The 20490-nt window shown below is 68.9% G+C and carries 19 protein-coding genes; all 19 read right to left on the bottom strand.

All coding sequences use genetic code 11. From position 1 onward, the window contains the following. Positions 1-67: 67 nt before the first annotated feature. The 19 genes from LZ017_RS01970 to LZ017_RS01880 all read right to left on the bottom strand — a co-directional run bounded on the left by LZ017_RS01970 (position 68) and on the right by LZ017_RS01880 (position 20419). A complete protein-coding gene (locus tag LZ017_RS01970) occupies positions 68-1405 on the bottom strand; it encodes an adenylosuccinate synthase (RefSeq protein ID WP_241298365.1) in 1338 nt (445 codons plus the stop codon). Positions 1406-1444: 39 nt separating this feature from the next. Next, positions 1445-2608: an ATP phosphoribosyltransferase regulatory subunit gene (locus LZ017_RS01965; protein WP_241298364.1), complete on the bottom strand. Its 1164-nt coding sequence runs from the start codon at positions 2606-2608 to the stop codon at positions 1445-1447. 78 nt (positions 2609-2686) lie between these two features. Further along, on the bottom strand, positions 2687-2875 hold the full coding sequence (locus LZ017_RS01960) for a DUF2065 domain-containing protein (RefSeq protein ID WP_241298363.1): 189 nt from the start codon (positions 2873-2875) through the stop codon (positions 2687-2689). A 13-nt stretch (positions 2876-2888) separates the two neighbouring features. Further along, positions 2889-3785, bottom strand: a complete 897-nt coding sequence (hflC, locus tag LZ017_RS01955; RefSeq protein ID WP_241298362.1) for a protease modulator HflC — start codon at positions 3783-3785, stop codon at positions 2889-2891. Positions 3786-3802: 17 nt separating this feature from the next. Further along, a complete protein-coding gene (hflK, locus tag LZ017_RS01950; protein ID WP_241298698.1) occupies positions 3803-5038 on the bottom strand; it encodes an FtsH protease activity modulator HflK in 1236 nt (411 codons plus the stop codon). Positions 5039-5070: 32 nt separating this feature from the next. Then, positions 5071-6333, bottom strand: a complete 1263-nt coding sequence (hflX, locus tag LZ017_RS01945; protein WP_241298361.1) for a GTPase HflX — start codon at positions 6331-6333, stop codon at positions 5071-5073. A gap of 38 nt (positions 6334-6371) precedes the next feature. Continuing rightward, complete coding sequence (gene hfq / locus LZ017_RS01940) at positions 6372-6614, bottom strand: RNA chaperone Hfq (protein WP_241298360.1); 243 nt, start codon at positions 6612-6614, stop codon at positions 6372-6374. Between the two features lie 100 nt (positions 6615-6714). After that, positions 6715-8058 (bottom strand): ribosome biogenesis GTPase Der, encoded by a 1344-nt coding sequence (gene der, locus LZ017_RS01935; RefSeq protein ID WP_241298359.1) that lies wholly within the window; start codon positions 8056-8058, stop codon positions 6715-6717. Positions 8059-8100: 42 nt separating this feature from the next. Then, a complete protein-coding gene (bamB, locus tag LZ017_RS01930) occupies positions 8101-9240 on the bottom strand; it encodes an outer membrane protein assembly factor BamB (RefSeq protein WP_241298358.1) in 1140 nt (379 codons plus the stop codon). Beyond that, positions 9237-9905 (bottom strand): tetratricopeptide repeat protein, encoded by a 669-nt coding sequence (locus tag LZ017_RS01925; protein ID WP_241298357.1) that lies wholly within the window; start codon positions 9903-9905, stop codon positions 9237-9239. Before LZ017_RS01925 ends, bamB begins: the two co-directional genes overlap by 4 nt. A gap of 27 nt (positions 9906-9932) precedes the next feature. Continuing rightward, positions 9933-11264, bottom strand: coding sequence for a histidine--tRNA ligase (gene hisS / locus LZ017_RS01920; protein ID WP_241298356.1), 1332 nt, complete (start codon positions 11262-11264; stop codon positions 9933-9935). Positions 11265-11278: 14 nt separating this feature from the next. Then, complete coding sequence (ispG, locus tag LZ017_RS01915) at positions 11279-12571, bottom strand: flavodoxin-dependent (E)-4-hydroxy-3-methylbut-2-enyl-diphosphate synthase (RefSeq protein WP_241298697.1); 1293 nt, start codon at positions 12569-12571, stop codon at positions 11279-11281. Positions 12572-12612: 41 nt separating this feature from the next. Then, positions 12613-13566 (bottom strand): helix-turn-helix domain-containing protein, encoded by a 954-nt coding sequence (locus LZ017_RS01910; protein WP_241298355.1) that lies wholly within the window; start codon positions 13564-13566, stop codon positions 12613-12615. A 10-nt stretch (positions 13567-13576) separates the two neighbouring features. Further along, positions 13577-14398 (bottom strand): type IV pilus biogenesis/stability protein PilW, encoded by an 822-nt coding sequence (gene pilW, locus LZ017_RS01905; RefSeq protein WP_241298354.1) that lies wholly within the window; start codon positions 14396-14398, stop codon positions 13577-13579. Beyond that, the gene (rlmN, locus tag LZ017_RS01900; RefSeq protein WP_241298696.1) at positions 14395-15531 is read right to left on the bottom strand and encodes a 23S rRNA (adenine(2503)-C(2))-methyltransferase RlmN; all 1137 of its coding nucleotides are present in this window, start codon (positions 15529-15531) and stop codon (positions 14395-14397) included. The genes pilW and rlmN overlap by 4 nt, the downstream gene beginning before the upstream one ends. Positions 15532-15659: 128 nt before the next feature. Further along, the gene (gene ndk, locus LZ017_RS01895; RefSeq protein ID WP_241298353.1) at positions 15660-16085 is read right to left on the bottom strand and encodes a nucleoside-diphosphate kinase; all 426 of its coding nucleotides are present in this window, start codon (positions 16083-16085) and stop codon (positions 15660-15662) included. Between the two features lie 114 nt (positions 16086-16199). Beyond that, positions 16200-18185 (bottom strand): pseudouridine synthase, encoded by a 1986-nt coding sequence (locus LZ017_RS01890; RefSeq protein WP_241298352.1) that lies wholly within the window; start codon positions 18183-18185, stop codon positions 16200-16202. After that, on the bottom strand, positions 18182-18991 hold the full coding sequence (gene scpB / locus LZ017_RS01885) for an SMC-Scp complex subunit ScpB (RefSeq protein WP_241298351.1): 810 nt from the start codon (positions 18989-18991) through the stop codon (positions 18182-18184). The genes LZ017_RS01890 and scpB overlap by 4 nt, the downstream gene beginning before the upstream one ends. Before the next feature lie 378 nt (positions 18992-19369). Beyond that, positions 19370-20419, bottom strand: a complete 1050-nt coding sequence (locus LZ017_RS01880) for an RluA family pseudouridine synthase (protein ID WP_374109862.1) — start codon at positions 20417-20419, stop codon at positions 19370-19372. Positions 20420-20490 lie beyond the last annotated feature (71 nt).

Here is a 20490-nt window from a genome sequence, read left to right as displayed (position 1 = left end):
GTCTTGGCTCCTCAGCGTGGATCTCGGTGATGTCATGAGCGGCGGCCCGTTGCGGGCCACCGCGGGTTCAGGCTTGGTAGGGATGCTGCAGCAGGATGGTGTGTTCGCGGTCCGGGCCGGTGGACACCATCGCAATCGGCGCACCGATCACCTGCTGCACGCGCTCCAGGTAGGCACGCGCATTGGCCGGCAGTTGCTCCCAACGGGTGGCGCCGAAGGTGCTCTCGGTCCAGCCGGGATAGGTCTCGTAGATGGGCTTGCAGGCGGCGATCTCGTCGCCGTCCAGCGGCAGGATGTCGGTGGTCTTGCCGTTGAGCTCGTAGCCCACGCACATCTTCACCTCGGCCAGGCCGTCCAGCACGTCCAGCTTGGTCAGGCACAGGCCGCTGATGCCGTTGATGATGATGGAGCGCTTCAGCGCGGCGGCATCCAGCCAGCCGCAGCGGCGCGCGCGCCCGGTCACGGTGCCGCGCTCCTGGCCCACGGTGGACAGGTGATGGCCCACGGTGCCCGGCACCTCCCAGTCCAGCTCGGTCGGGAACGGACCCGAGCCGACGCGAGTGGCATAGGCCTTGGTGATGCCCAGCATGTAATGCAGCATCTGCGGCCCGACGCCTGCGCCGGCCGCCGCGTTGCCGGCCACGCAGTTGCTGGAGGTCACATAGGGATAGGTGCCATGGTCGATGTCCAGCAGCGTGCCCTGGGCCCCCTCGAACAGGATGTTCTGGCCTGCCTGGTGGGCCTTGTGCAGCATGTAGCCGACGTCGGCCATCATGGGCTTGATCTGCTCGGCCAGCTGCAGCGCGTGGTCGTAGATGGGCTGGAACTCCAGCGCGCCCGCCTTCAGGTAGCCCGTCAGCGCGAAGTTGTGCAGCTCCAGCAGCTCACGCAGCTTCTTCGCGAAGCGCTCGGGATGCTTCAGGTCCTGCACACGCAGCGCGCGGCGCGCCACCTTGTCTTCATAGGCCGGGCCGATGCCCTTGCCGGTGGTGCCGATCTTGCCGCTGCCGCTGCTCTCGCGCAGCGCCTCGCGGGCCCGGTCCACCTCGACGTGGAAGGGCAGGATCAGCGGGCAGCTCTCGCTGATGAACAGGCGCGAACGCACCTCCACGCCGGCCTTCTCCAGGCGCTCGATTTCGGACATCAGGTGGTTGGGGTCCAGCACCACGCCGTTGCCGATGTAGCAGGCCACGCCGTCGCGCATGATGCCCGAGGGGATCAGCTGCAGCGCGGTCTTCACGCCCTTGATCACCAGCGTGTGGCCGGCATTGTGGCCGCCCTGGAAGCGCACCACACCCTGGGCGTGGTCGGTCAGCCAGTCCACGACCTTGCCCTTGCCTTCGTCACCCCACTGGGTGCCCACGACCACCACATTGCGGCCGCGCGCGATCTCACTGCTTTGCATCTTGTTCATCCGGTGAAAACTAAAGCCATCTGCGGCGCGTCACAGCGCGCGCAGCACCCATTGGTCGCCGGCCAGCACCAGCTCGCGGTCGCACTCGAATTCGTCGTTCTCGTGCTCATGACCCGGGAGGACGCAGACCACCGTCTCGCCCTGCTCGCGCAGGCGGCGCACCGCCGAACGCAGCGCCGGATCCTCACCCCAGGGCGCACGCACCGCCGCCCGCAGAGCGGTCTCGGGAATCAGACCCACCAGGGTCTTGAGGTCCAGGCTGAACCCCACCGCCGGACGGCGGCGGCCGAACACGGCACCGACCTCGTCGTAGCGGCCTCCGCGCAGCAGCGCCTCGCTGCTGCCCTTGGCGTAGATCGCAAAGCGCGCGCCACTGTAGTAGGCATAGCCCGGCAGGTCCGCCAGGTCGAAGCCCAGACGCACGCCGGGATGGGCGGCCACGACATGGCGCGCGAGCCACTCCAGATCATGCAGCGCAGCCTGGATCAGCGGATGCGCGGGCAGCCGGTCGCGCGCCAGCGCCAGCACCTCCATGCCACCATACAGCGCCAGCAGCGCCTGCAGGCCGGAGGCCACCGCCGGGGCCAGGTCTTGCGTGAGCGCCCGCAACTCGGCGGCGTCCTTCGCGGCGAGCGCGGCGACGATCTGGTCCTCGCGACCCTCGGGCAGCGTGCAGCCGTCCAGCAGGCCTTGCAGCAGGCGTGCGTCGCCGAGGTCCAGGGTCAGGTCTTGCAGGCCCACGCGCTGCAGCGCGTCCAGCGCCAGCTCCTGCACCTCCAGATCGGCCTCCAGACCGGCATGGCCGTAGACCTCGACACCGAACTGCAGCGGCTCGCGCGTGGCATGCAGTCCACGCGGACGGGTGTGCAACACCGGGCCGCAGTAGCACAGGCGGGTGACGCCGGCGCGATTGAGCAGGTGGGCGTCGATGCGCGCGACCTGCGGCGTGGTGTCGGCGCGCAGGCCCAGGCTGCGCCCGGACAGCTGGTCGACCAGCTTGAAGGTGGTCAGATCCAGCGCATGCCCGGTGCCGGACAGCAGCGATTCGAGATGCTCCAACAGGGGCGGCATCACCAGCTCGCAGCCATAGCTGCGCGCCATGTCCAGCAACTCACGCCGCAGTTCTTCGATGCGGCGCGCCTGGGACGGCAAGACGTCGGCGATGTGCTCGGGCAGCAGCCAAGCAGAGGACATGGACGGAATGGGGGATTAAAAAAGGCATTGTACCGGGGTCGCGCGCGAACCCGGCAATCCCGAGCAAACCGTCGGCTGTCAGCCGCGGAAAAGAAACAGCAACAGCAGCCCCAACGCGACGCTGGCCAGACCGATGAAGCGCAGCTGCCCGTCGCTCATCGCGAGCAGCCGGGTGAAGACCTGGCGCCAGGCCTGCGGGTTCACGAGAGGCATCAGCCCCTCGATCACCAACATCAGCGCCACCGCGCTCAGCAGCAGGTCGGCCATGCCCGCCCGGTCTTTACTTGCGCGGCGCGGGACCGGCGGCGGCCGGCGCACCGCCGCGCAGGGCCTTGAAGAACTCGGTGTTGGGGTCCACCACCATCACGTCGGACTTGCTGCGCCAGGTCTGGCGATAGGCTTCCAGCGAGCGGTAGAACTGCGCGAAGGCGGGATCGCGACCAAAGGCTTCGGCATAGATCGCGGAGGCCTTGGCGTCGCCTTCGCCCTTGATCTTTTGGGCATCGCGGTAGGCCTCGGCGATGATGACCTCGCGCTGACGATCGGCGTCGGCGCGGATCTTCTCGCCATCGGCCGTGCCGGTGGAACGCAGCTCGTTGGCGACGCGCACGCGCTCCGACTTCATGCGGTTGTACACCGACTCGGTGATGTTGGACGCGAAGTCCACACGCTTCACGCGCACGTCCAGCACCTCGATACCGAACTGCTTGGCCTCTTCCTCCAGGCGCTTGCGGACGTCCTGCATCACCTTCTCGCGCTCGGTGGCCAGCACCGCGCGCACGGTGCGGCGCGTGACTTCCTCGTTCAGCGCCGCCTGCACGATGGGGCTGAGGCGGTTCTCGACGTTGCGCATGTCGGCGCCGCTGTTGCGGATGAACTGGCGCGCGTCGGTGACGCGCCACTTGATCAGCCAGTCGATCACCAGGCTCTTTTTCTCGGCGGTGAAGATGGGGCGCGATTCCGGGCTGTCCAGCGTCTGCACGCGGCGGTCCAGGAAGACCACGTTCTGTAGCGGCGCGGGCAGCTTGAACTTCAGGCCCGGCTCGGTGACGACTTCCTTGATCTCACCGAGGGCGTAGACGACCGCGAACTGGCGCTGGTCGACGACGAACAGGGTGGAGCTGGCCAGCATGAAAACGACCAGCAGGCCCAGGGCGATGGATATCAAACGGTTCATGGTGGGGACTCCGCTCGTCAACGGCCGTCACGGTCGCGGCTGCGCATGCCGTCGCGCGAGCGCGGGTCATTCAGGTTGGGGGGCAGAGGCTCCGGCGTGCTCGTCACCGGCGTCGGCGGGGTGCTGGTCACGGTGCCGCTGCTGCCCTGCTGCAGCAGCTTGTCCAGCGGCAGATAGAGCAGGTTGGAGCCGCTGCGGCTGTCCACCATCACCTTGGTCACATTGCTGTAGACCTGCTGCATGGTGTCGATGTACATGCGATCGCGCGTCACCGCCGGCGCCTTCTGGTATTCGCTCAGCACGCTCTTGAAGCGCTGCGCATCACCCTCGGCCTGGGCCACGACGCGCGCACGGTAGCCCTCGGCCTCCTCGCGCAGGCGCGCGGCCGTGCCTTGGGCCTTGGGGATCACGTCGTTGGCGTAGGCCTCGCCTTCGTTCTTCAGGCGCTCGCGGTCGGCACCGGCCTTCACGGCGTCGTCGAACGCGGCCTGCACCTGCTCGGGCGCCTGCACGCTCTGCACGTTGACGTTGGCGATCAGGATGCCGGCCTTGAGCCGGTCCAGCTGTGCCTGGATGGACTTGGCGAGATCGGCGGCAATCGCATCGCGCTGCTCGTACAGCACCGAATCCATGTTGCTCTTGCCGACGATCTCGCGCACGGCGGCCTCGGCCGCCTGCACGACGGCATCGTCGGCATTGCGGTTCTCGAAGAGGTAGTCGCGTGCGTCCTTCAGGCGGTACTGCACGGTGAAGCGGATGTCGACGATGTTCTCGTCCTGCGTCAGCATGGAGGAGTCGCGCAATCCGGTCACCTGCCCCACCGAGCTGCGCCCCACTTCCACCGAGCGCAGCTGGGTGGCCGAGACGACCTCGTTGGCCTGGAAGGGATAGGGCAGGCGGTACTGGATGCCGGCGTCCACCGTGCGGCTGTACTTTCCGAACGAGGTGATCACACCCTGCTGGCCTTCCTGGACGATGAAGACGCCGCTGGCCAGCCAGCCCAGCGCGACGATGCCGCCGACCAGGCCGATGCCCAGCCCGGCGCCCTTCATGTCGGGCGGCGTGCCGCCGCTGCCGTTGCCATAGCCGCCGCCCTGGTTGCCATCACCGCCGCCACGGCCTCCGAACAGGCCGGAGAGCTTGCGATTGAAATCGCGCCACAGCTCGTCCAGATCGGGCGGGCCGTCGTTGCGGCCATTGCTCAGCAGGCGCGTCCAGCGCTGCATCACGCCTGCGCGCCCCGCCGGATCCATGCGCGAAGGGCCGCGGTCGGTTTGATTCATGCTCATGCCTGTTGTCGAACGTTTTGGTTTGCGGCAGCGCCGGGGTCAGTACTTGCCTCGGCGCGAGTATCGGCGATGTCGGCAGCCTGCTGCGCATCTGAGGGCGAGTCCTCGGGCTTCAAGTCGTCGTGCACGCTTCTGGCGATCATCGCGCGCAGCAGGTCCAGTCCTTCGCCGCTGTGCGCACTGACGAACACGCGCGGCAGCAGTTCGCCGGCGGGGCCGGCCTGCAGCCAGTCCTGCGGCTGACGCGGACGCTGGTTGGGCTCCAGCAGATCCTGCTTGTTGTACACGAGGATCTGGGGCACATGCTGGGCGCCGATCTCGGCCAGCACGCGCTGGACCTCGGCCATCTGCTCGTCCAGCACCGGCGACGCGGCATCGACCACATGCAGCAGCAGGTCGGCGTCGGCCGCCTCCTGCAGCGTGGCCTTGAAGGCTTCGACCAGCTTGTGCGGCAGGTCGCGGATAAAGCCCACGGTGTCGGACAGCGACACGCTGGCCCCCGCCTCCTCCAGGTAGAGCGAGCGGGTGGTGGTGTCCAGCGTCGCGAAGAGCTGGTCCGCCGCATAGGTGCGCGCCTTGACCAGTGCGTTGAACAGCGTGGATTTGCCGGCGTTGGTGTAGCCCACCAGCGAAACGCGGAAGACGTTGTTGCGCGCGCGGGCGCGGCGCTGCGTGCTGCGCTGGCGCTCGACCTTGCGCAACCGCTCCTTGATGGTCTTGATGCGCTCGTCGATCATGCGGCGGTCCAGCTCGATCTGGCGCTCGCCCGGGCCGCCGCGCATGCCGATGCCGCCGCTCTGGCGCTCCAGGTGGCTCCAGCGCCGCACCAGGCGCGTGGCCAGGTATTGCAGCCGCGCCAGCTCGACCTGCAGCTTGCCTTCGAAGCTCTGGGCACGGGCGGCGAAGATCTCCAGGATCAGCGCGGTGCGGTCCGCCACCGGCACGCCCAGGTGGCGCTCCAGGTTGCGCTGCTGCGCCGGCGAGATGGCCTGGTCGAACAGCACCGTGTGGGCGTCATGCGCCTGCACCAGCAGCTTGATTTCGTCGGCCTTGCCTTCGCCGACGAACAGCGCCGCATCGGGCGCCTTGCGCTTCGCGATGACACGGGCGACCGGGGTGTCCCCGGCCGATTCGGCCAACAGGGCGAGCTCGTCGAGCCGCGGATCGAACGAGGCGCCGCGACCGAAATCGACGCCCACCAGAATGGCGCGCGCCGCCTCTGGGGGCGGCGTGCGGTGACTCGGATCAGTGGAACTCAAGGTAGGGGCAGAAAGCGGGCCCGGTGGGCCCGCCCGACTCAGGCAGCGTCGTTGCTCTCGCCTGCGTGGAAGTTGACGGCACGACCCGGCACCACGGTGGAGATCGCGTGCTTGTAGACCATCTGCGTCACCGTATTGCGCAGCAGCACCACATACTGGTCAAAGGACTCGATGTGGCCTTGCAGCTTGATGCCGTTGACCAGGTAGATGGACACCGGCACATGCTCCTTGCGCAGCAGATTCAGGAAGGGGTCTTGCAAGAGTTGTCCTTTGTTGCTCACGATATGCTCCGTGTTGAGGGAGATGGTGTTGGAGTGCGCACCTTAACACAGGCCCGGGTTTCCCCGCAGCCCTCCCGAAACCCGGCCCAGCCAGGGCGCTTCAGCCCGCCCCTTCGGCGAACGGGTTCTTCGACGAGCGCATCTCAATGCGCAGCGGCGTGCCGACCAGCTTGAAGTGATCGCGGATGCGCCCTTCCAGATAGCGCTTGTAGGCATCGCCGATGTGCTCCAGCGAATTGCCGTGGATCACGACGATGGGCGGGTTCATACCACCTTGGTGGGCATAGCGCAGCTTGGGGCGGAAGGTGCCGGCGCGCTTGGGCGCCTGGTGCTGCACGGCCTCGTGCACCAGCCGGGTCAGCACCGGCGTGCTCATCTTGCGATAGGCCGAGGCGTGGGCCTCGCCCAGAGCCTTCCACAACGGCCCCAGGCCCTGGCGCTTGAGCGCCGAGATGTGCAGGATGGGCGCGAAGCGCAAGAAGGCCAGCCGGGTCTGGATGGAGCGCTCCAGCTGCTCGCGCTGGTAGCAGTCCACGGCATCCCATTTGTTGATGGCCACCACCACGGCCCGGCCGGAGTCCAGCACATAACCGGCGATGTGGGCGTCCTGGTCGGAAACGCCCTGCGTGGCGTCGATCAGCAGCAGCACCACATGCGCATCGGCGATGGCCTGCAGGGTCTTGACCACCGAGAACTTCTCGATCGCCTCGAAAACCTTGCCCTTGCGGCGCAGCCCGGCGGTGTCGATGAGCTTGAACTTCTGGCCGTTGCGCTCGAAGTCCACGCTGATCGCGTCGCGCGTGGTGCCGGGCATGTCGAAGGCCACCAGGCGCTCTTCGCCCAGCCAGGTGTTGATCAGCGTGCTCTTGCCCACATTGGGCCGGCCCGCGACGGCCAGGCGGATGACCTGCGGGGCTTCCTCGTCCTCGCCCTCTTCGTCCTCGGCGTCGGGCTCGAAGTCCTCCAGCACCCATTCCAGCATGCTGCGTATGCCCTGGCCATGTGCGGCCGAGATCGGATGCGGCTCGCCCATGCCCAGTTCGTGGAACTCGGCCAGCAGCGGGGAGTCGCTCATGCCCTCGGCCTTGTTGACGGCGAGGAAGACGCGCTTGTTGGATTGGCGCAGATAGCGCGCGATGTCATGGTCCTGTCCGGACACGCCCAGGCGGACGTCGACAACGAAGACCACCGCATCCGCCTCGGCCACGGCCTGGCGGGTCTGCTTGGCCATTTCCTTGACGATGCCGCTGCTGCTGTCGGGTTCGAAGCCGCCGGTGTCGATGACGATGAACTCGCGATCGCCCAGGCGGCCGTCACCGTAGTGGCGGTCGCGTGTCAGCCCGGCGAAGTCGGCCACGATGGCATCGCGGCTCTTGGTCAGGCGGTTGAACAGCGTGGACTTGCCCACATTGGGCCGGCCCACCAGGGCGATCACGGGTTTCATCTTGTTCTTGTTCTCAGCAAGCGTATCGAAGGGCCGCCGACCTTACTGCGGACGGAGGGCGAAGAGCCCGCCGTTGCGCGTCACGATCAGCAGCGTGTTGCCCGACACCACCGGGGCGGTGGCGATGGGCGAACCGTCGGTGGGCAGGCGCTGCAGCGTCTTGCCCTTGTCGCGCGACAGGAAGTGCACATAGCCCTCGCCATCGCCAAACACGACGGCGCGGTCCAGCACGGCCGGCGCGCTCAGGCGGCGGTTTTGGAACTGGTCGGCGGTCCATTGCACATCGCCATTGCGGGTGGCCCATGCGGTGATGCGGTCGGAGGCATCGGCGCCGACGATCAGCTCGGCGTCACCGCCCAGGCCCTGGGTGCCGCCGACATTGCGGCTCCACACCGGGCCGCCACGCTCGGCATTGACGCAGCCCACGGCGGACTGGAAGGCGCGCGCGCACAGCAGCTCGCCGCTGCGCACCACGGGCGCCACCAGGTCGGCCAGGCGCTCCACCTCGTTGGTGCCGCGCGGGGTGGACACGGGGGCTTCCCACTGCACGGTGCCGCGCAGCGAATCGACCCCGGCCAAACGGGCGCCCTGCCCCACCACCAGGGTGTTGCCATAGGCGCCGATCACGCCGGACTGCTGCAGCGTCAGCGCGTCGCCGGGACGACGCAGTTCCCACAGACGGCGGCCGTCGAGCGCGTCGAACGCCAGCACCATGCGGTCCAGCGTCAGCACGAAGACGCGCTCACCGGCCACAAAGGGGGCGGTGACCACGGGCGTCTTGAGCGTCTTGCGCCACAGCACCTTGCCTTCGTCCAGCACCACCAGCTCGCTGTTGCGCGTCACGACGGCGGCATAGCGGCCGTCGCTGCCCACGCCCGCGGCCAGGCCCTGGTTCAGGTCGGCGCGCCACAGCGAGGCGCCATCAACGGCAGACAGCGCCTGCACCACGCCATCGGTGCCGGCGAGCACGTACTGGCCCTTGGGCGTGGCGACGCTGAGCGGGAACTTCACGCTGTCCACGCGGCCCTGCCAGGCCACGCTCACCGCCAGCTGCGGCGAGATCTGCTCCAGCGGCGCCGGCTTGGGCGCATTGGAGCCGCCAAACCACGAGCAGCCGCCCAGCAGGGTCAGCGCCGCCAGCGCGGCGGTCGTGAAGGCACGGGAAGGAATGCGGCCCATCATTGCTTCGCTCCAGCGGCCGGCTCGTCCACCGCCACGCCCAGCGTGGCCAGCTTGTATTCGACGATGCGGCGGTAATCCAGGGTCTTGTCCAGGCTGTCGTAGGCCTTCTTGAAATGGTCCTTGGCCAGGTCCGGCTTGTTCTGCAGCAGCGCCAGGTCGCCGCGGCGGTCGGCCACCAGCGCGGCGAACTCGGCGCCCTTCACGGCGTCCAGGCTCTTGCCGGCCTCGTCATACTGCTTGGCGTCCATCTGCAGCGCCGCGAGACGCAGGCGGGCAACATCCTTGTAGGCGGCCTCGCGGGCGTTGTCCGCCACCCACGCCAGCGTGGCACGGGCGTCGTCGGCCTTGCCCTTGTCGAGTTGCAGCTTGGCAGCCAGCAGGCCGCCCTGGGCCGCATAGGCGGTACGCGCATAGCCGTTGCGCAGGTCGGTCAGCACCTGCTGGCCTTTCTCCAGGTCGCCGGCCTCGACGGCGCGCTCCAATTCGCCGTACATCGCCGAGGCCTTGGCGGCCTGCTCGCGCTGCCAGTAGTTCCAGCCGCTCCAGCCCGCATAGGCCAGCAGCGCCAGCGTCACCACCCAGGTGATCGCATTTCCCCAGCGCTTCCAAAAAGCCTTCAGCTGTTCGAGCTGTTCCTGTTCTTCCAGATCCAGATGAGACGCCATGCTTGTCCTGATTCAATGGTGCCGCGATTATGCGTTGCGGCGGTTCTGCAATTCCTGCGCCCAGCCCCCGACATCGGCCAGCGGCCGGGTGACCTGGGCGGCCCCCTCCTCGCGCAGCGGCTTGAGCGCCACCTCGCCGCGGGCGAGCTCATCGCCGCCGAACACCAGGGCGTAGCGCGCGCCGCTGGCGTCGGCCTTCTTGAACTGCGACTTGAACGAGCCGCCGCCGGCATGCATCTGCACCGCGACGCCCTGCTCGCGCAGCGCCTCCAACACCGGCAGGATGCGCGGCAGCTGCGTGGCGTCCGGGATCACTGCGTAGGCGTCCGGCGCGCCGTCGGCCGTGTTCAGGCCCAGCGCCTCCAGCAGCAGCAGCAGGCGCTCCATGCCCAGTCCGAAGCCCACCGCCGGCGCCGGCTTGCCGCCCAGCTGCGCGATCAACCCGTCATAGCGCCCGCCGCCGCAGACGGTGGCCTGGCTGCCCAGGTGGGGCGTGACCCACTCGAACACGGTGCGGTTGTAGTAGTCCAGCCCGCGCACCAGGCGCGGGTTGATGGTGTAGGCCAGACCGGCGGCGTCCAGCACCGTGCAGATCGCCTGCAGGTGGGCGCGCGAGTCCTCACCAAGGAAGTCGAGCAGCTTGGGCGCACCTTCCACCATGGCCTGCATCGCCGGGTTCTTGGTGTCCAGCACGCGCAGCGGGTTGGTGTAGAGGCGGCGCTTCGCGTCCTCGTCGAGCAGCGCCTGATGCTGCTCCAGATAGGCGATCAGCGCGGCGCGGTGGGCGGCGCGCTCGGCGGGCTCGCCCAGGCTGTTGAGCTCCAGGCGGATGTCCTCGCCCTCCTTCAGCCCCAGGCGCTTCCACAGCGCGCGGGTGAGCAGGATCAGCTCGGCGTCGATGTCCGGGCCGGCGAAGCCCATGGCCTCGACGTCCAGCTGGTGGAACTGGCGGTAGCGCCCCTTCTGAGGGCGCTCATGGCGGAACACCGGGCCGATGGACCACAGGCGCAGCGGGCCGTCGTACAGCGCGTTGTGCTCGATCACCGCGCGCACCAGGCCGGCGGTGATCTCGGGGCGCAGCGCGAGCTGGTCGCCGTTGAGCTTGTCGGTGAAGGTGTACATCTCCTTCTCGACGATGTCGGTCACCTCGCCGATGCCGCGCACGAAGAGCTGCGTGGGCTCGACGATGGGCGTGCGCGCGTTGCGGTAGCCATAGGCCGCCAGCAGGCCGCGCATCTGCCCTTCCAGCCATTCCCAGCGGGCGGACTCGGGGGCGAAGCTGTCGTTCATGCCCTTGACGCCGCGCAGGGGCTCCAGCTTGGCGGCGCGCGTCGCGTCGGGCTTGTTGTTCTCGCTCATGGGTTCAGACATGCTCAGGCCGAGGCCGTGCCAAAGCGGCGCTCGATATAGGTTTCCACCAGCGCGTGGAATTCGTTGGCGATGTTGTCGCCGCGCAGGGTCAGGGCCTTCTCGCCGTCGATGAAGACCGGCGCTGCCGGCGCCTCGCCGGTCCCCGGCAGGCTGATGCCGATGTCGGCATGCTTGCTCTCGCCGGGGCCGTTGACGATGCAGCCCATCACCGCGACCTTCATGTTCTCGACGCCGGGATACTTCTTGCGCCAGACCGGCATCTGCGCGCGCAGGAAATCGTCGATCTGCTTGGCCAGCTCCTGGAAGGTGGTGCTGGTGGTGCGGCCACAGCCCGGGCAGGCGGTGACGCTGGGGTTGAAGGCGCGCAGCCCCAGCGACTGCAGAATCTCCAGCGCCACCACCACCTCCTGCGTGCGTGCCTCGCCGGGCTGCGGCGTCAGCGAGACGCGGATGGTGTCGCCGATGCCTTCCTGCAGCAGGATGGACAGCGCGGCGGCCGAGGCCACCGTGCCCTTGGCGCCCATGCCGGCCTCGGTCAGCCCCAGGTGCAGCGCATAGTCGCAGCGCCGGCTCAGCGCGCGGTAGACCGAGATCAGGTCCTGCACGCCGCTGACCTTGCAGCTGATGATGATGTTGTCCGGGTTCATGCCCAGCTCGCGCGCATAGCTCGCGGAGCTCAGCGCCGACTGGATCAGCGCCTGGTACATCACCTGCTTCGCATCCCAGGGCGTGGCACGGCGCGCGTTGTCGTCCATCATCTGGGCCAGGATCTCCTGGTCCAGGCTGCCCCAGTTGACGCCGATGCGCACGACCTTGTCGTAGCGCACCGCGGCCTCGATCATCTGCGCGAACTGGCGATCCTTCTTGTCGCCCTTGCCCACGTTGCCGGGGTTGATGCGGTACTTGGACAGCGCTTGCGCCATGTCCGGGAACTCGGTCAGCAAGCGATGGCCGTTGTAATGGAAGTCGCCCACCAGCGGCACGTTGATGCCCATGCGGTCCAGCTGCTCGCGGATCGCCGGCACCGCGGCCGCGGCCTCGGGCGTGTTCACGGTGATGCGCACCAGTTCCGAGCCAGCCTGGGCCAACTCCTTGACCTGGATCGCAGTTTCGATGACGTCCACCGTGTCGGTGTTGGTCATCGATTGCACGCGCACCGGCGCGTCGCCACCTATCGTCACCAGATGGTCGCCCCAGCGCACCTGGGCCTGGCGGCTGCGCCGCGCAGCGGGGCATGCCGCGTCAATCAGGCCTTCGTCCTGCGGAGAGGATTCGCTCAACAACTGCTTGTCCATCATGGGCCGGCCTGCGCCTTTCCCTCGTTCAGTTCATTCGTTCAGTTCAGCTCGATGCGCGCGACGTTGTCGCGCGCGCGGCTGCCCAGGTCCACCGGCTGGCCACGGAACACGAGCTCGGTGCCGGCGACATTGCCCACACGCAGCTTCAGCGGCGGCACGCCATTCAGCTCGGTCTGCTCGCCGGGGCGCATCAGGCGCGACAGCAGGGTCTGCCCGCGCGCGTCGACCACCTCGATCCAGGACTCGGCGCTGATCTTCAGGCGCAGCGGCACCGCGCCCGCAGGCGGCGGCAGCTGAGACGCAGGTACCGACGCCGGCGTGGCCGCGCCGGTCCCCGCGGTGGCGATCACCGGGGCTGGCGCCGAAGCGGCCGCACTGGCCGTCGGCTGAGCCGGCATGGCCGCGCTGGCGGCCTGCCCCACCAACGCCGGAATCACTGCGCTGGCCGGCGTCAGCAGCGCCTCGGGCTTCAGCTCGGAGCCATCCGGCACCGGCTCGGAGGCCGCGGGAGAGACGGGTACCACCTCGCTGCGCGGGGCGGTCAGGGACTCCAGCCAGTGGCTGGGCAGCAGAAAGACCGCCAATGCCGCCACCGCGATGCCCGCGGCGGCGATCAGCACCGGGCTCTTCAGCAGCTCGCCAGGCAGCAGTTCGGGGCGGCCGCTGCGCTCGCGGAAGGGCTCGTTGAGCCCGCGCGAGACGCGGTCCAGCTCGGGCTCGTTGCCACGCGGCAGCAGCGCCAGGATGGGCGCGGGGTCCGCCTTCAGCGCGCGGCAGACCGACTTGGCCAGCGCGCGCGCGAAGGTGGCATCGGGCAGCTCGTCGAAGCGATCAGCCTCCAGCGCCTCCAGCTTGGCCTGCGGCACCTTCAGCATCACGGCCAGCGCCGCGATATGCAGCCCCCGGGCCTCGCGGGCCTTGCGCAGCGCGGCACCGGCGCTGTCCGCGCCGACTGCCGACATGGGCGCCTCCTCGGCCGCCATCGAACTCATGCCTGATCCCTCATTCATCGAAACGACCACTGTTCAGGGCCGCGACCTCGGCCGACGCGGGAAAGCGCCGACGTAGCTGCTGACCCAGTTCTTCGACATTCGCGGCATTGCCGAGCCGGCGCTCAATGCGCAGCTCCAGCCACAGGCTGGACGCGTTGACCTGGTCGGCCTTGGCATTGACCCGACGGGCATAGAAGCGCGCACGCTCCAGCTGCCCCTGGCGCAGCAGCACCTCGGCCAGGTTCACCTGCACGACCGGGCTGGACGGGTCGAACTCGAAGGCCTTGGCCAGGCTCTGCTCGGCCTTGACCAACTGGCCCTCGCGCGCCTCGCAGACACCGCGCGCCATCAGGGTGCGCACCGGAGCGCGATACTGCGGCTGCGCCAGCGCCGCGTCGAACTGCTCGTAGCTCTCGCGATAACGGCCGCGCTGGCACAGGAACCAGCCGTAGTTGTGGGCCACGTCGCCGTCCTTGGGCGATTGCGCCAGCAGACGTCGGAAGCCATCCTCGGCCAGCTGGTTCTCACCCATGCCGGCATAGACCAGGCTGCGCAGGCTCAGGGCCTCGGTCATGCCAGGCTTGATCTGCAGCACCTGCTTGATCTCGTCCAACGCGGTGTCGAACTGACCGCGCTCGAAATAACCCGTGGCCAGTTCCAGGCGCACCGCCGCGCGGCGGTCGGCGTCTGTCTGGTCGCTGGCGGTGCGAGGGCCCGAGCCATCGCCACCACCGCCGCCGCCAGTCGTGGCGCAGCCGCCCAGCAGCCCCGCCATCAGCAGCGCGCAAAGAAGCTTGTTCACGCCGCCACCAGCCACAGATTGCAATTTCATGAGCCGCTCGTCGAGGGAGTGGAAGACGGGCTCGCTTGTACCACCACCGGGGCACGCAGCATGCGCTGATGAACCCGCGTCCGGTCCTGCACTTCGCCCGCCAGTTGCCCGCAGGCTGCGTCGATGTCGTCGCCGCGGGTCTTGCGCACCGTGGTCACGATGCCGGCCTGGATCAGCAGCTCGGCGAAGGCCTGCACCCGCTCGCGGCTGCTGCGCTTCAGGCCCGAGGCCGGGAAGGGGTTGAAGGGGATCAGGTTGAGCTTGCAGGGCAGCTTGCCCTTGACCAGCGCGATCAGTTCGCGGGCCTGCTCGGGGCCGTCATTGACGCCGTCGAGCATGCAGTATTCGAAGGTGATGAAATCGCGCGGCGCCTTCTCCAGGTAGCGCTGGCAGGCCTGCAGCAGCTCGGCGATCGGGTACTTCTTGTTCAGCGGTACCAGCTGGTCGCGCAGCGCATCGTTGGGCGCGTGCAGCGAAACGGCCAGCGCCACCGGCACGTCCTCGCGCAGCCGGTCCATCATGGGCACCACGCCCGAGGTGGACACGGTCACGCGGCGGCGCGACAGGCCATAGCCGTGGTCATCCAGGAAAATGCGCAGCGCGGGCACCAGCGCGGCGTAGTTCTGCAGCGGCTCGCCCATCCCCATCATCACGATGTTCGAGATGATGCGTTCGCTGGTATTGAAGCGCTTGCGCAGGCTGTGCTCGGCATACCAGAGCTGGGCGACGATCTCCCAGGTCTCCAGGTTGCGGCTGAAGCCCTGGTGGCCGGTGGAGCAGAAGCGGCAGCCCACGGCGCAGCCGGCCTGGCTGGAGATGCACAGCGTGGCGCGGTCGTCTTCGGGAATGAACACCGCCTCGACGGCGTTGCCCTGTCCGACGTCGAACAGCCACTTGATCGTGCCGTCGGCGGACAGGTGTTCGGAGATCACCGGCAGCGCGGTGACATGGGCCTTGCCGGCGAGCTTGTCGCGCAGCGATTTGGCCAGGTCGGACATCTGGGTGAAATCCCAGGCGCCCTTTTGATGGATCCAGCGGAACAGCTGGGTCGCGCGAAAGCGCTTCTCCCCCAGCTGCTCGCAATACGCGGCCAGGCCTTGAAGATCGAATCCAAGCAGGTTGACCGCGTCCATGGTCATGCCTCTCTCAAGTCTTGCGCCGCCCCGCGTCTTCCCGGGGAAGACCGGTCGCGAGGGCGACCGGTCGGGGACGGCTTGCGAATGGCCTCAAGGCCATAGCAACCCGGAGGCCTGGTGCCGACTCAGCGGCTGTAGACGTTCATGCCAGGGAAGAAGAACGCCACTTCGGCAGCCGCCGTTTCCGGGGCGTCGGAGCCGTGCACGGCATTGGCGTCGATGCTGTCGGCGAAGTCGGCGCGGATGGTACCCTTCTCGGCCTTCTTCGGGTCGGTGGCGCCCATCAGCTCGCGGTTCTTCAGGATGGCGTTCTCGCCTTCCAGCGCCTGGATCATCACCGGGCCGGAGATCATGAAGTTCACCAGGTCGTTGAAGAAGGGACGGGCCTTGTGCACGGCGTAGAAGGCCTCGGCCTCGCCACGCGACAGGTGGACCATCTTGGCCGCCACGACCTTCAGGCCAGCGCCTTCGAAACGGGCGTAGATCTGGCCGATGACGTTCTTGGCCACGGCATCGGGTTTGATAATGGACAGGGTGCGTTCGATCGCCATGGTGTTTTCCTTGAAAATCTAGGGCTTAGCAAAGCCGGACATTCTACCTTGTGAAGTCAAGGCCCCCGTGACGGCGGGCGCCATCACGGGAGGCCAGACGGCAGGGCTGGCGCGTCAGCGGCGGCCCCGACCTCCGCCGCCACCGCCACCCCCGCCACCACGACGTCCGCCGCCACGCCCGCCGCGGTTCAGATAGGCGTCGGCGCCGATATAGCCCACCGAGGTCTGCATCGGGTCGGGCTGGCGCTCGCCGCCACCGCCGCCCCCCTTGCCCTTGCCGCCGCCACGGTTGCCACCGCCGGCACCGCCACGGCCTGCATCGCTGCCGCCGCGACCGAAACCGGCCGGGATGGCGCGCGACTTGCCGCCGCCGACGAAGCGCCGGTCGAAGGTCTGCTCGAGCGGGTTGATGTGGCGCGGGATGAAGTCGTCGTCGTCCTCGTCATGCTCATCGCGGCGCGGGCGCTCGCGCTCCTGCTGCTGGCGCGGCGGACGGTTGTCGTTGGCGCGCTGCTCGACCTGGCGAGGCTCGGGCCGGCTGGGGCGCGGGCCGCCATTGCCGCCGCCGCGGCGGCGCTTGTTGCGGTCATTGCGATCGCCACGGTCGCCCCGTTCGCCGCGCTCACGGTCGCCATGACCGGCCAGCTGGCGAATGACGCGCACATCCGCGTCGTTCAGCTCGACATAGACGCCGCGACGCAGGCCGCGCGGCAGCACCACGGTGCCATAGCGAATACGGATCAGCCGGCTCACGGCCATGCCGACGGATTCGAAGAGCTTGCGCACCTCGCGGTTGCGGCCTTCGGTGATCACCACGCGGTACCAGCGGTTCACGCCTTCGCCGCCGCCGTCGGTGATGCTCTTGAAGCTGGCCGCCTGGCCCTCGATCTCGACGCCGGTGAGCAGCTTGTCCTTCTGCTCGTTGGACAGCGAGCCCAGCACGCGCACCGCGTACTCGCGCTCGACGCCGAAGCGCGGATGCATCAGTTGGTTGGCCAGTTCGCCGGAGTTGGTGAACAGCAGCAGACCTTCGGTGTTCAGGTCCAGACGGCCCACCGACTGCCACTTGCCCTGGGGCAGACGCGGCAGGTTGCGGAAGACCGTGGGACGGCCCTCGGGGTCGTTGAAGGTGACGACCTCGCCGACCGGCTTGTGATAGGCCAGGATGCGCGGCGTCGGCGGCGCGATGCGCACCTTGATGGGCTTGCCGGCCACGGCCACCTTGTCACCGAAGGAGATGCGCTGGCCGACATGCGCGACCTCGCCGTTCACGGTGATCTGGCCCTTCGCGATCATGTCCTCGATGTCGCGGCGCGAGCCGACACCAGCCTGGGCCAGCACCTTCTGCAGCTTGGGCGCATCGGGCTCGGCGGCGAGCACGCGCTTGGACGCCTGCCCCTCCTCGTCGCCAGCGGACTCGGCCTGCGCGTCGTCGCTCGACAGCTCTTCGGCCGATTCGACGGCGGCCGGCTGCGCCTCGGGGGCGGCATCGGCGACCGCATCGAAATCGCCGGTCAGCAGCTCGTCGAATCGGGCCTGGGCTTCGGCCTGCAGCTGCCCGTCATCGACGGGCGCGGCGGCGGCGGTCGGCTCCATGGCGTCTTCGGCGCGCTCGCGGCGCTCGCCGCGCTGGCGGCGGTTGCGGCCGCGGCGACCACCACCATCGCCGTCATCGGTCACGTCAGCACCATCGATTCCATCAGCGGCCTGGCGACCCGAATCCATCTCGGGGACAGGCGCCGCCGGCTCGGACGGCGACAGCTCCAGCGGCTGAGGCACGGCAGCGACCTCGGCCGGAGCCGAGGCTTGCGCCTCCACCCCCTCGGCGGCCGGCTTGCGCGTGCGCCGCTTGGGCTTGGCCTCCAGGGTTGGATCCGCCGCAGGCGCCGCATCCGCCGTCTCGGCGGCCGCCTTGCGGCGGCGCGGCTTGGGCGCCTCGGTATCGACGCCCTCGGTGGCGACGCCCGCCGGCACCGAATCGTCCGCGGCCACCGGCTTGGCCGCGCTCTTGCGCGCGCGCTTGGGCGTGGGGGCCGCAGCCGCCTCGGAGGCCACGGAGCCGGCATCCTCCGGCTTGGGATTGCTGTCGTTGTCGTTCATGCGTCGGTTTGCACCTGGTTGAATCGGTTGAGATCGTCGCCCTCGGGCGCCGTATCGGATGGAGAGTCGGAAGCGGTCGGTGGCGCTTCCGGGGCAGGAACCGGGCCGGGATCGGCCGGCTCGGCAGCATTGGTCGACTCAGCGGCTTCCGCAGCTTCCGCGGACTCGGCCGGCCCTGCGGCCTGGTCCGACGCCAACCCCTCGTCGGCACCGGCAGCCTCGGCAGGCCCACCTTCAAGCACCTGCGCCGCCGCGGCCTCCAGCAAGGAAGCCTGCCCGGCGAGCGGACCGGCGCCGGCTTCGCTGAGCGGCGGCAGCTGGTCCAGGCCCGACAGGCCCAGATCGTCGAGAAACTGCCGCGTTGTCGCATAGAGGGCGGGGCGGCCCGGCGCCTCGCGATGCCCGACGACCTCGATCCAGTGCCGGTCCTCGAGTTGCTTGATGATCTGCGTCGAAACCACCACGCCGCGGATGTCCTCGATGTCGCCGCGCGTCACCGGTTGACGGTAGGCAATGATGGCCAGCGTCTCCATCACCGCGCGCGAATAGCGCGGCGGCTTCTCGGGGTTGAGCCGATCCAGATGCTCGCGCATCTCGGGGCGGCTCTGAAAGCGCCAGCCCGAGGCCAGCGCGACCAGCTCCACGCCTTTGCCCTCCCATTCGCGCACCAGCTCGTCCAGCACCAGCCGCAGCGTGTCCGCACCGACTTCGTCGGCGAACAGGCTGCGCAGGTCGCGCAGCGTCAGCGGCTGTTGAGCGACCAGCAATGCGGTCTCGAGGACGCGTTTGGCATCCTGTGTGTTCATGGCCTGTCGTCAGTGTCTGCGGCTAAGGCGCCGCTCAACGGTTGCGCCATCGTGGCGTCGGCTGGGTCGACCCGGGGGTCGCGTAAGTTCGCTGGCGTTTGGAGCCGGATCCGCATGGCGCCGTGCGCCGCTCAAGCCTGACGACACGGATTCGTGGCGCCGGAGGGACTTGCGGGGGGAAGCTCCGCTTGGGGAGACCGGGCCTGCTGCTGCCTGACCCTCACGGGCGTCGGCGGGGCAATCGGGCCCTGCTCGGTGTGCCGCGCCTGGACTCACTGCCCTGCCCTTCGCGCGACCTTTGCACCGGTTTTGGCGGATTGTAGCCTGAGCGCCGCCCACCCGGTCAAACGCCGCGACGCCCGGATGGCAAGAGCCCGCTCATATTGACGGCGCCGGCAGGCCGGCGCACTGCCAAGCCAGTGCCAGGTCCGGCGGCAGCGGCGCCTGCAGGCGCAGCGCGGGCAGGCCCGGCACAGGGTGGGCCAGACTCAGCCGCGCCGCATGCAAGGCCTGGCGCTGCAACCCCAGCGCAGGCCGCCCGCCATACACCGCATCGGCCACCAGCGGATGCCCGCGCGATGCCAGATGCACACGGATCTGGTGCGTGCGGCCGGTGTGCAACACGCAATGGACCGCGCTGACCGCGCGCCCCTGCTCGTCCGCCCCCTGCCCGAGCATGAAAACATCGGTGCGCGCCGGCTTGCCGGAAGCCAGCACCGCCATCTTGATGCGAGACTGCGGGTCGCGCCCCAGCGGCGCCTGGATCTCCAGCGCCTCGCCGGGTGCCAGCCGCAGCGCGCCCTGCGCCAGCGCCAGGTATTCGCGGTGCACCTCACGCGCCGCGATCATGCGCACCAGCGCGGTCACCGCCGGCAGGGTCTTGCCCACCACCATCAACCCGGAGGTGTCCTTGTCCAGCCGGTGCACGATGCCAGCGCGCGGCAGCTGGGTCGCGCCGGCGTGATGGGCCAGCAGCCCATTCATCAGCGTGCCCGACCAGTGCCCGGCCGCCGGATGCACGACCAGCCCGGCGGGCTTGTTCAGCACCAGCAGGTGCTCGTCCTCGAAGACGATGGACAGCGCCATGGGTTCGGCCCGAAAAGCACGGCTTTCGTCGGTGGGCTGCAGCTCCACCTCCAGCCGCTGCCCCAGGCGCAGCTTGCGCGACGCCTGCTCCACCCGCTGCCCGTCCAGGCGCACGCAGCCGCGCGCGATCAGGTTCTGCAGATGGCTGCGCGAGAACTCGGGCGCCATGCGCACCAGCCATTTGTCCAGCCGTTCGCCCTGGGCCTGAGGCCCCAGCATCTCGGCGCGGCACTCGACCTCGTCCGCCGCCGGCTCGTCCGAGGCGCCTTCCCATTCCGGAGCATCCCCCGACACCACCACTTCCCCCTCGGGCACGACCTCGTCGCGCGGGACCCCAACCATATAATCTGCGCTCCATTTAGCTCAGGGTGGGCACAGGCCACCCCAGAATGACCGGGACCATGACTGAACAA

It is taken from the genome of Pelomonas sp. CA6, assembly GCF_022549225.1.
Lineage (GTDB): Bacteria > Pseudomonadota > Gammaproteobacteria > Burkholderiales > Burkholderiaceae_C > Roseateles.
Note: the sequence above shows the minus strand (reverse complement) of the source record. Positions and strands in the feature narration are given on the sequence as shown.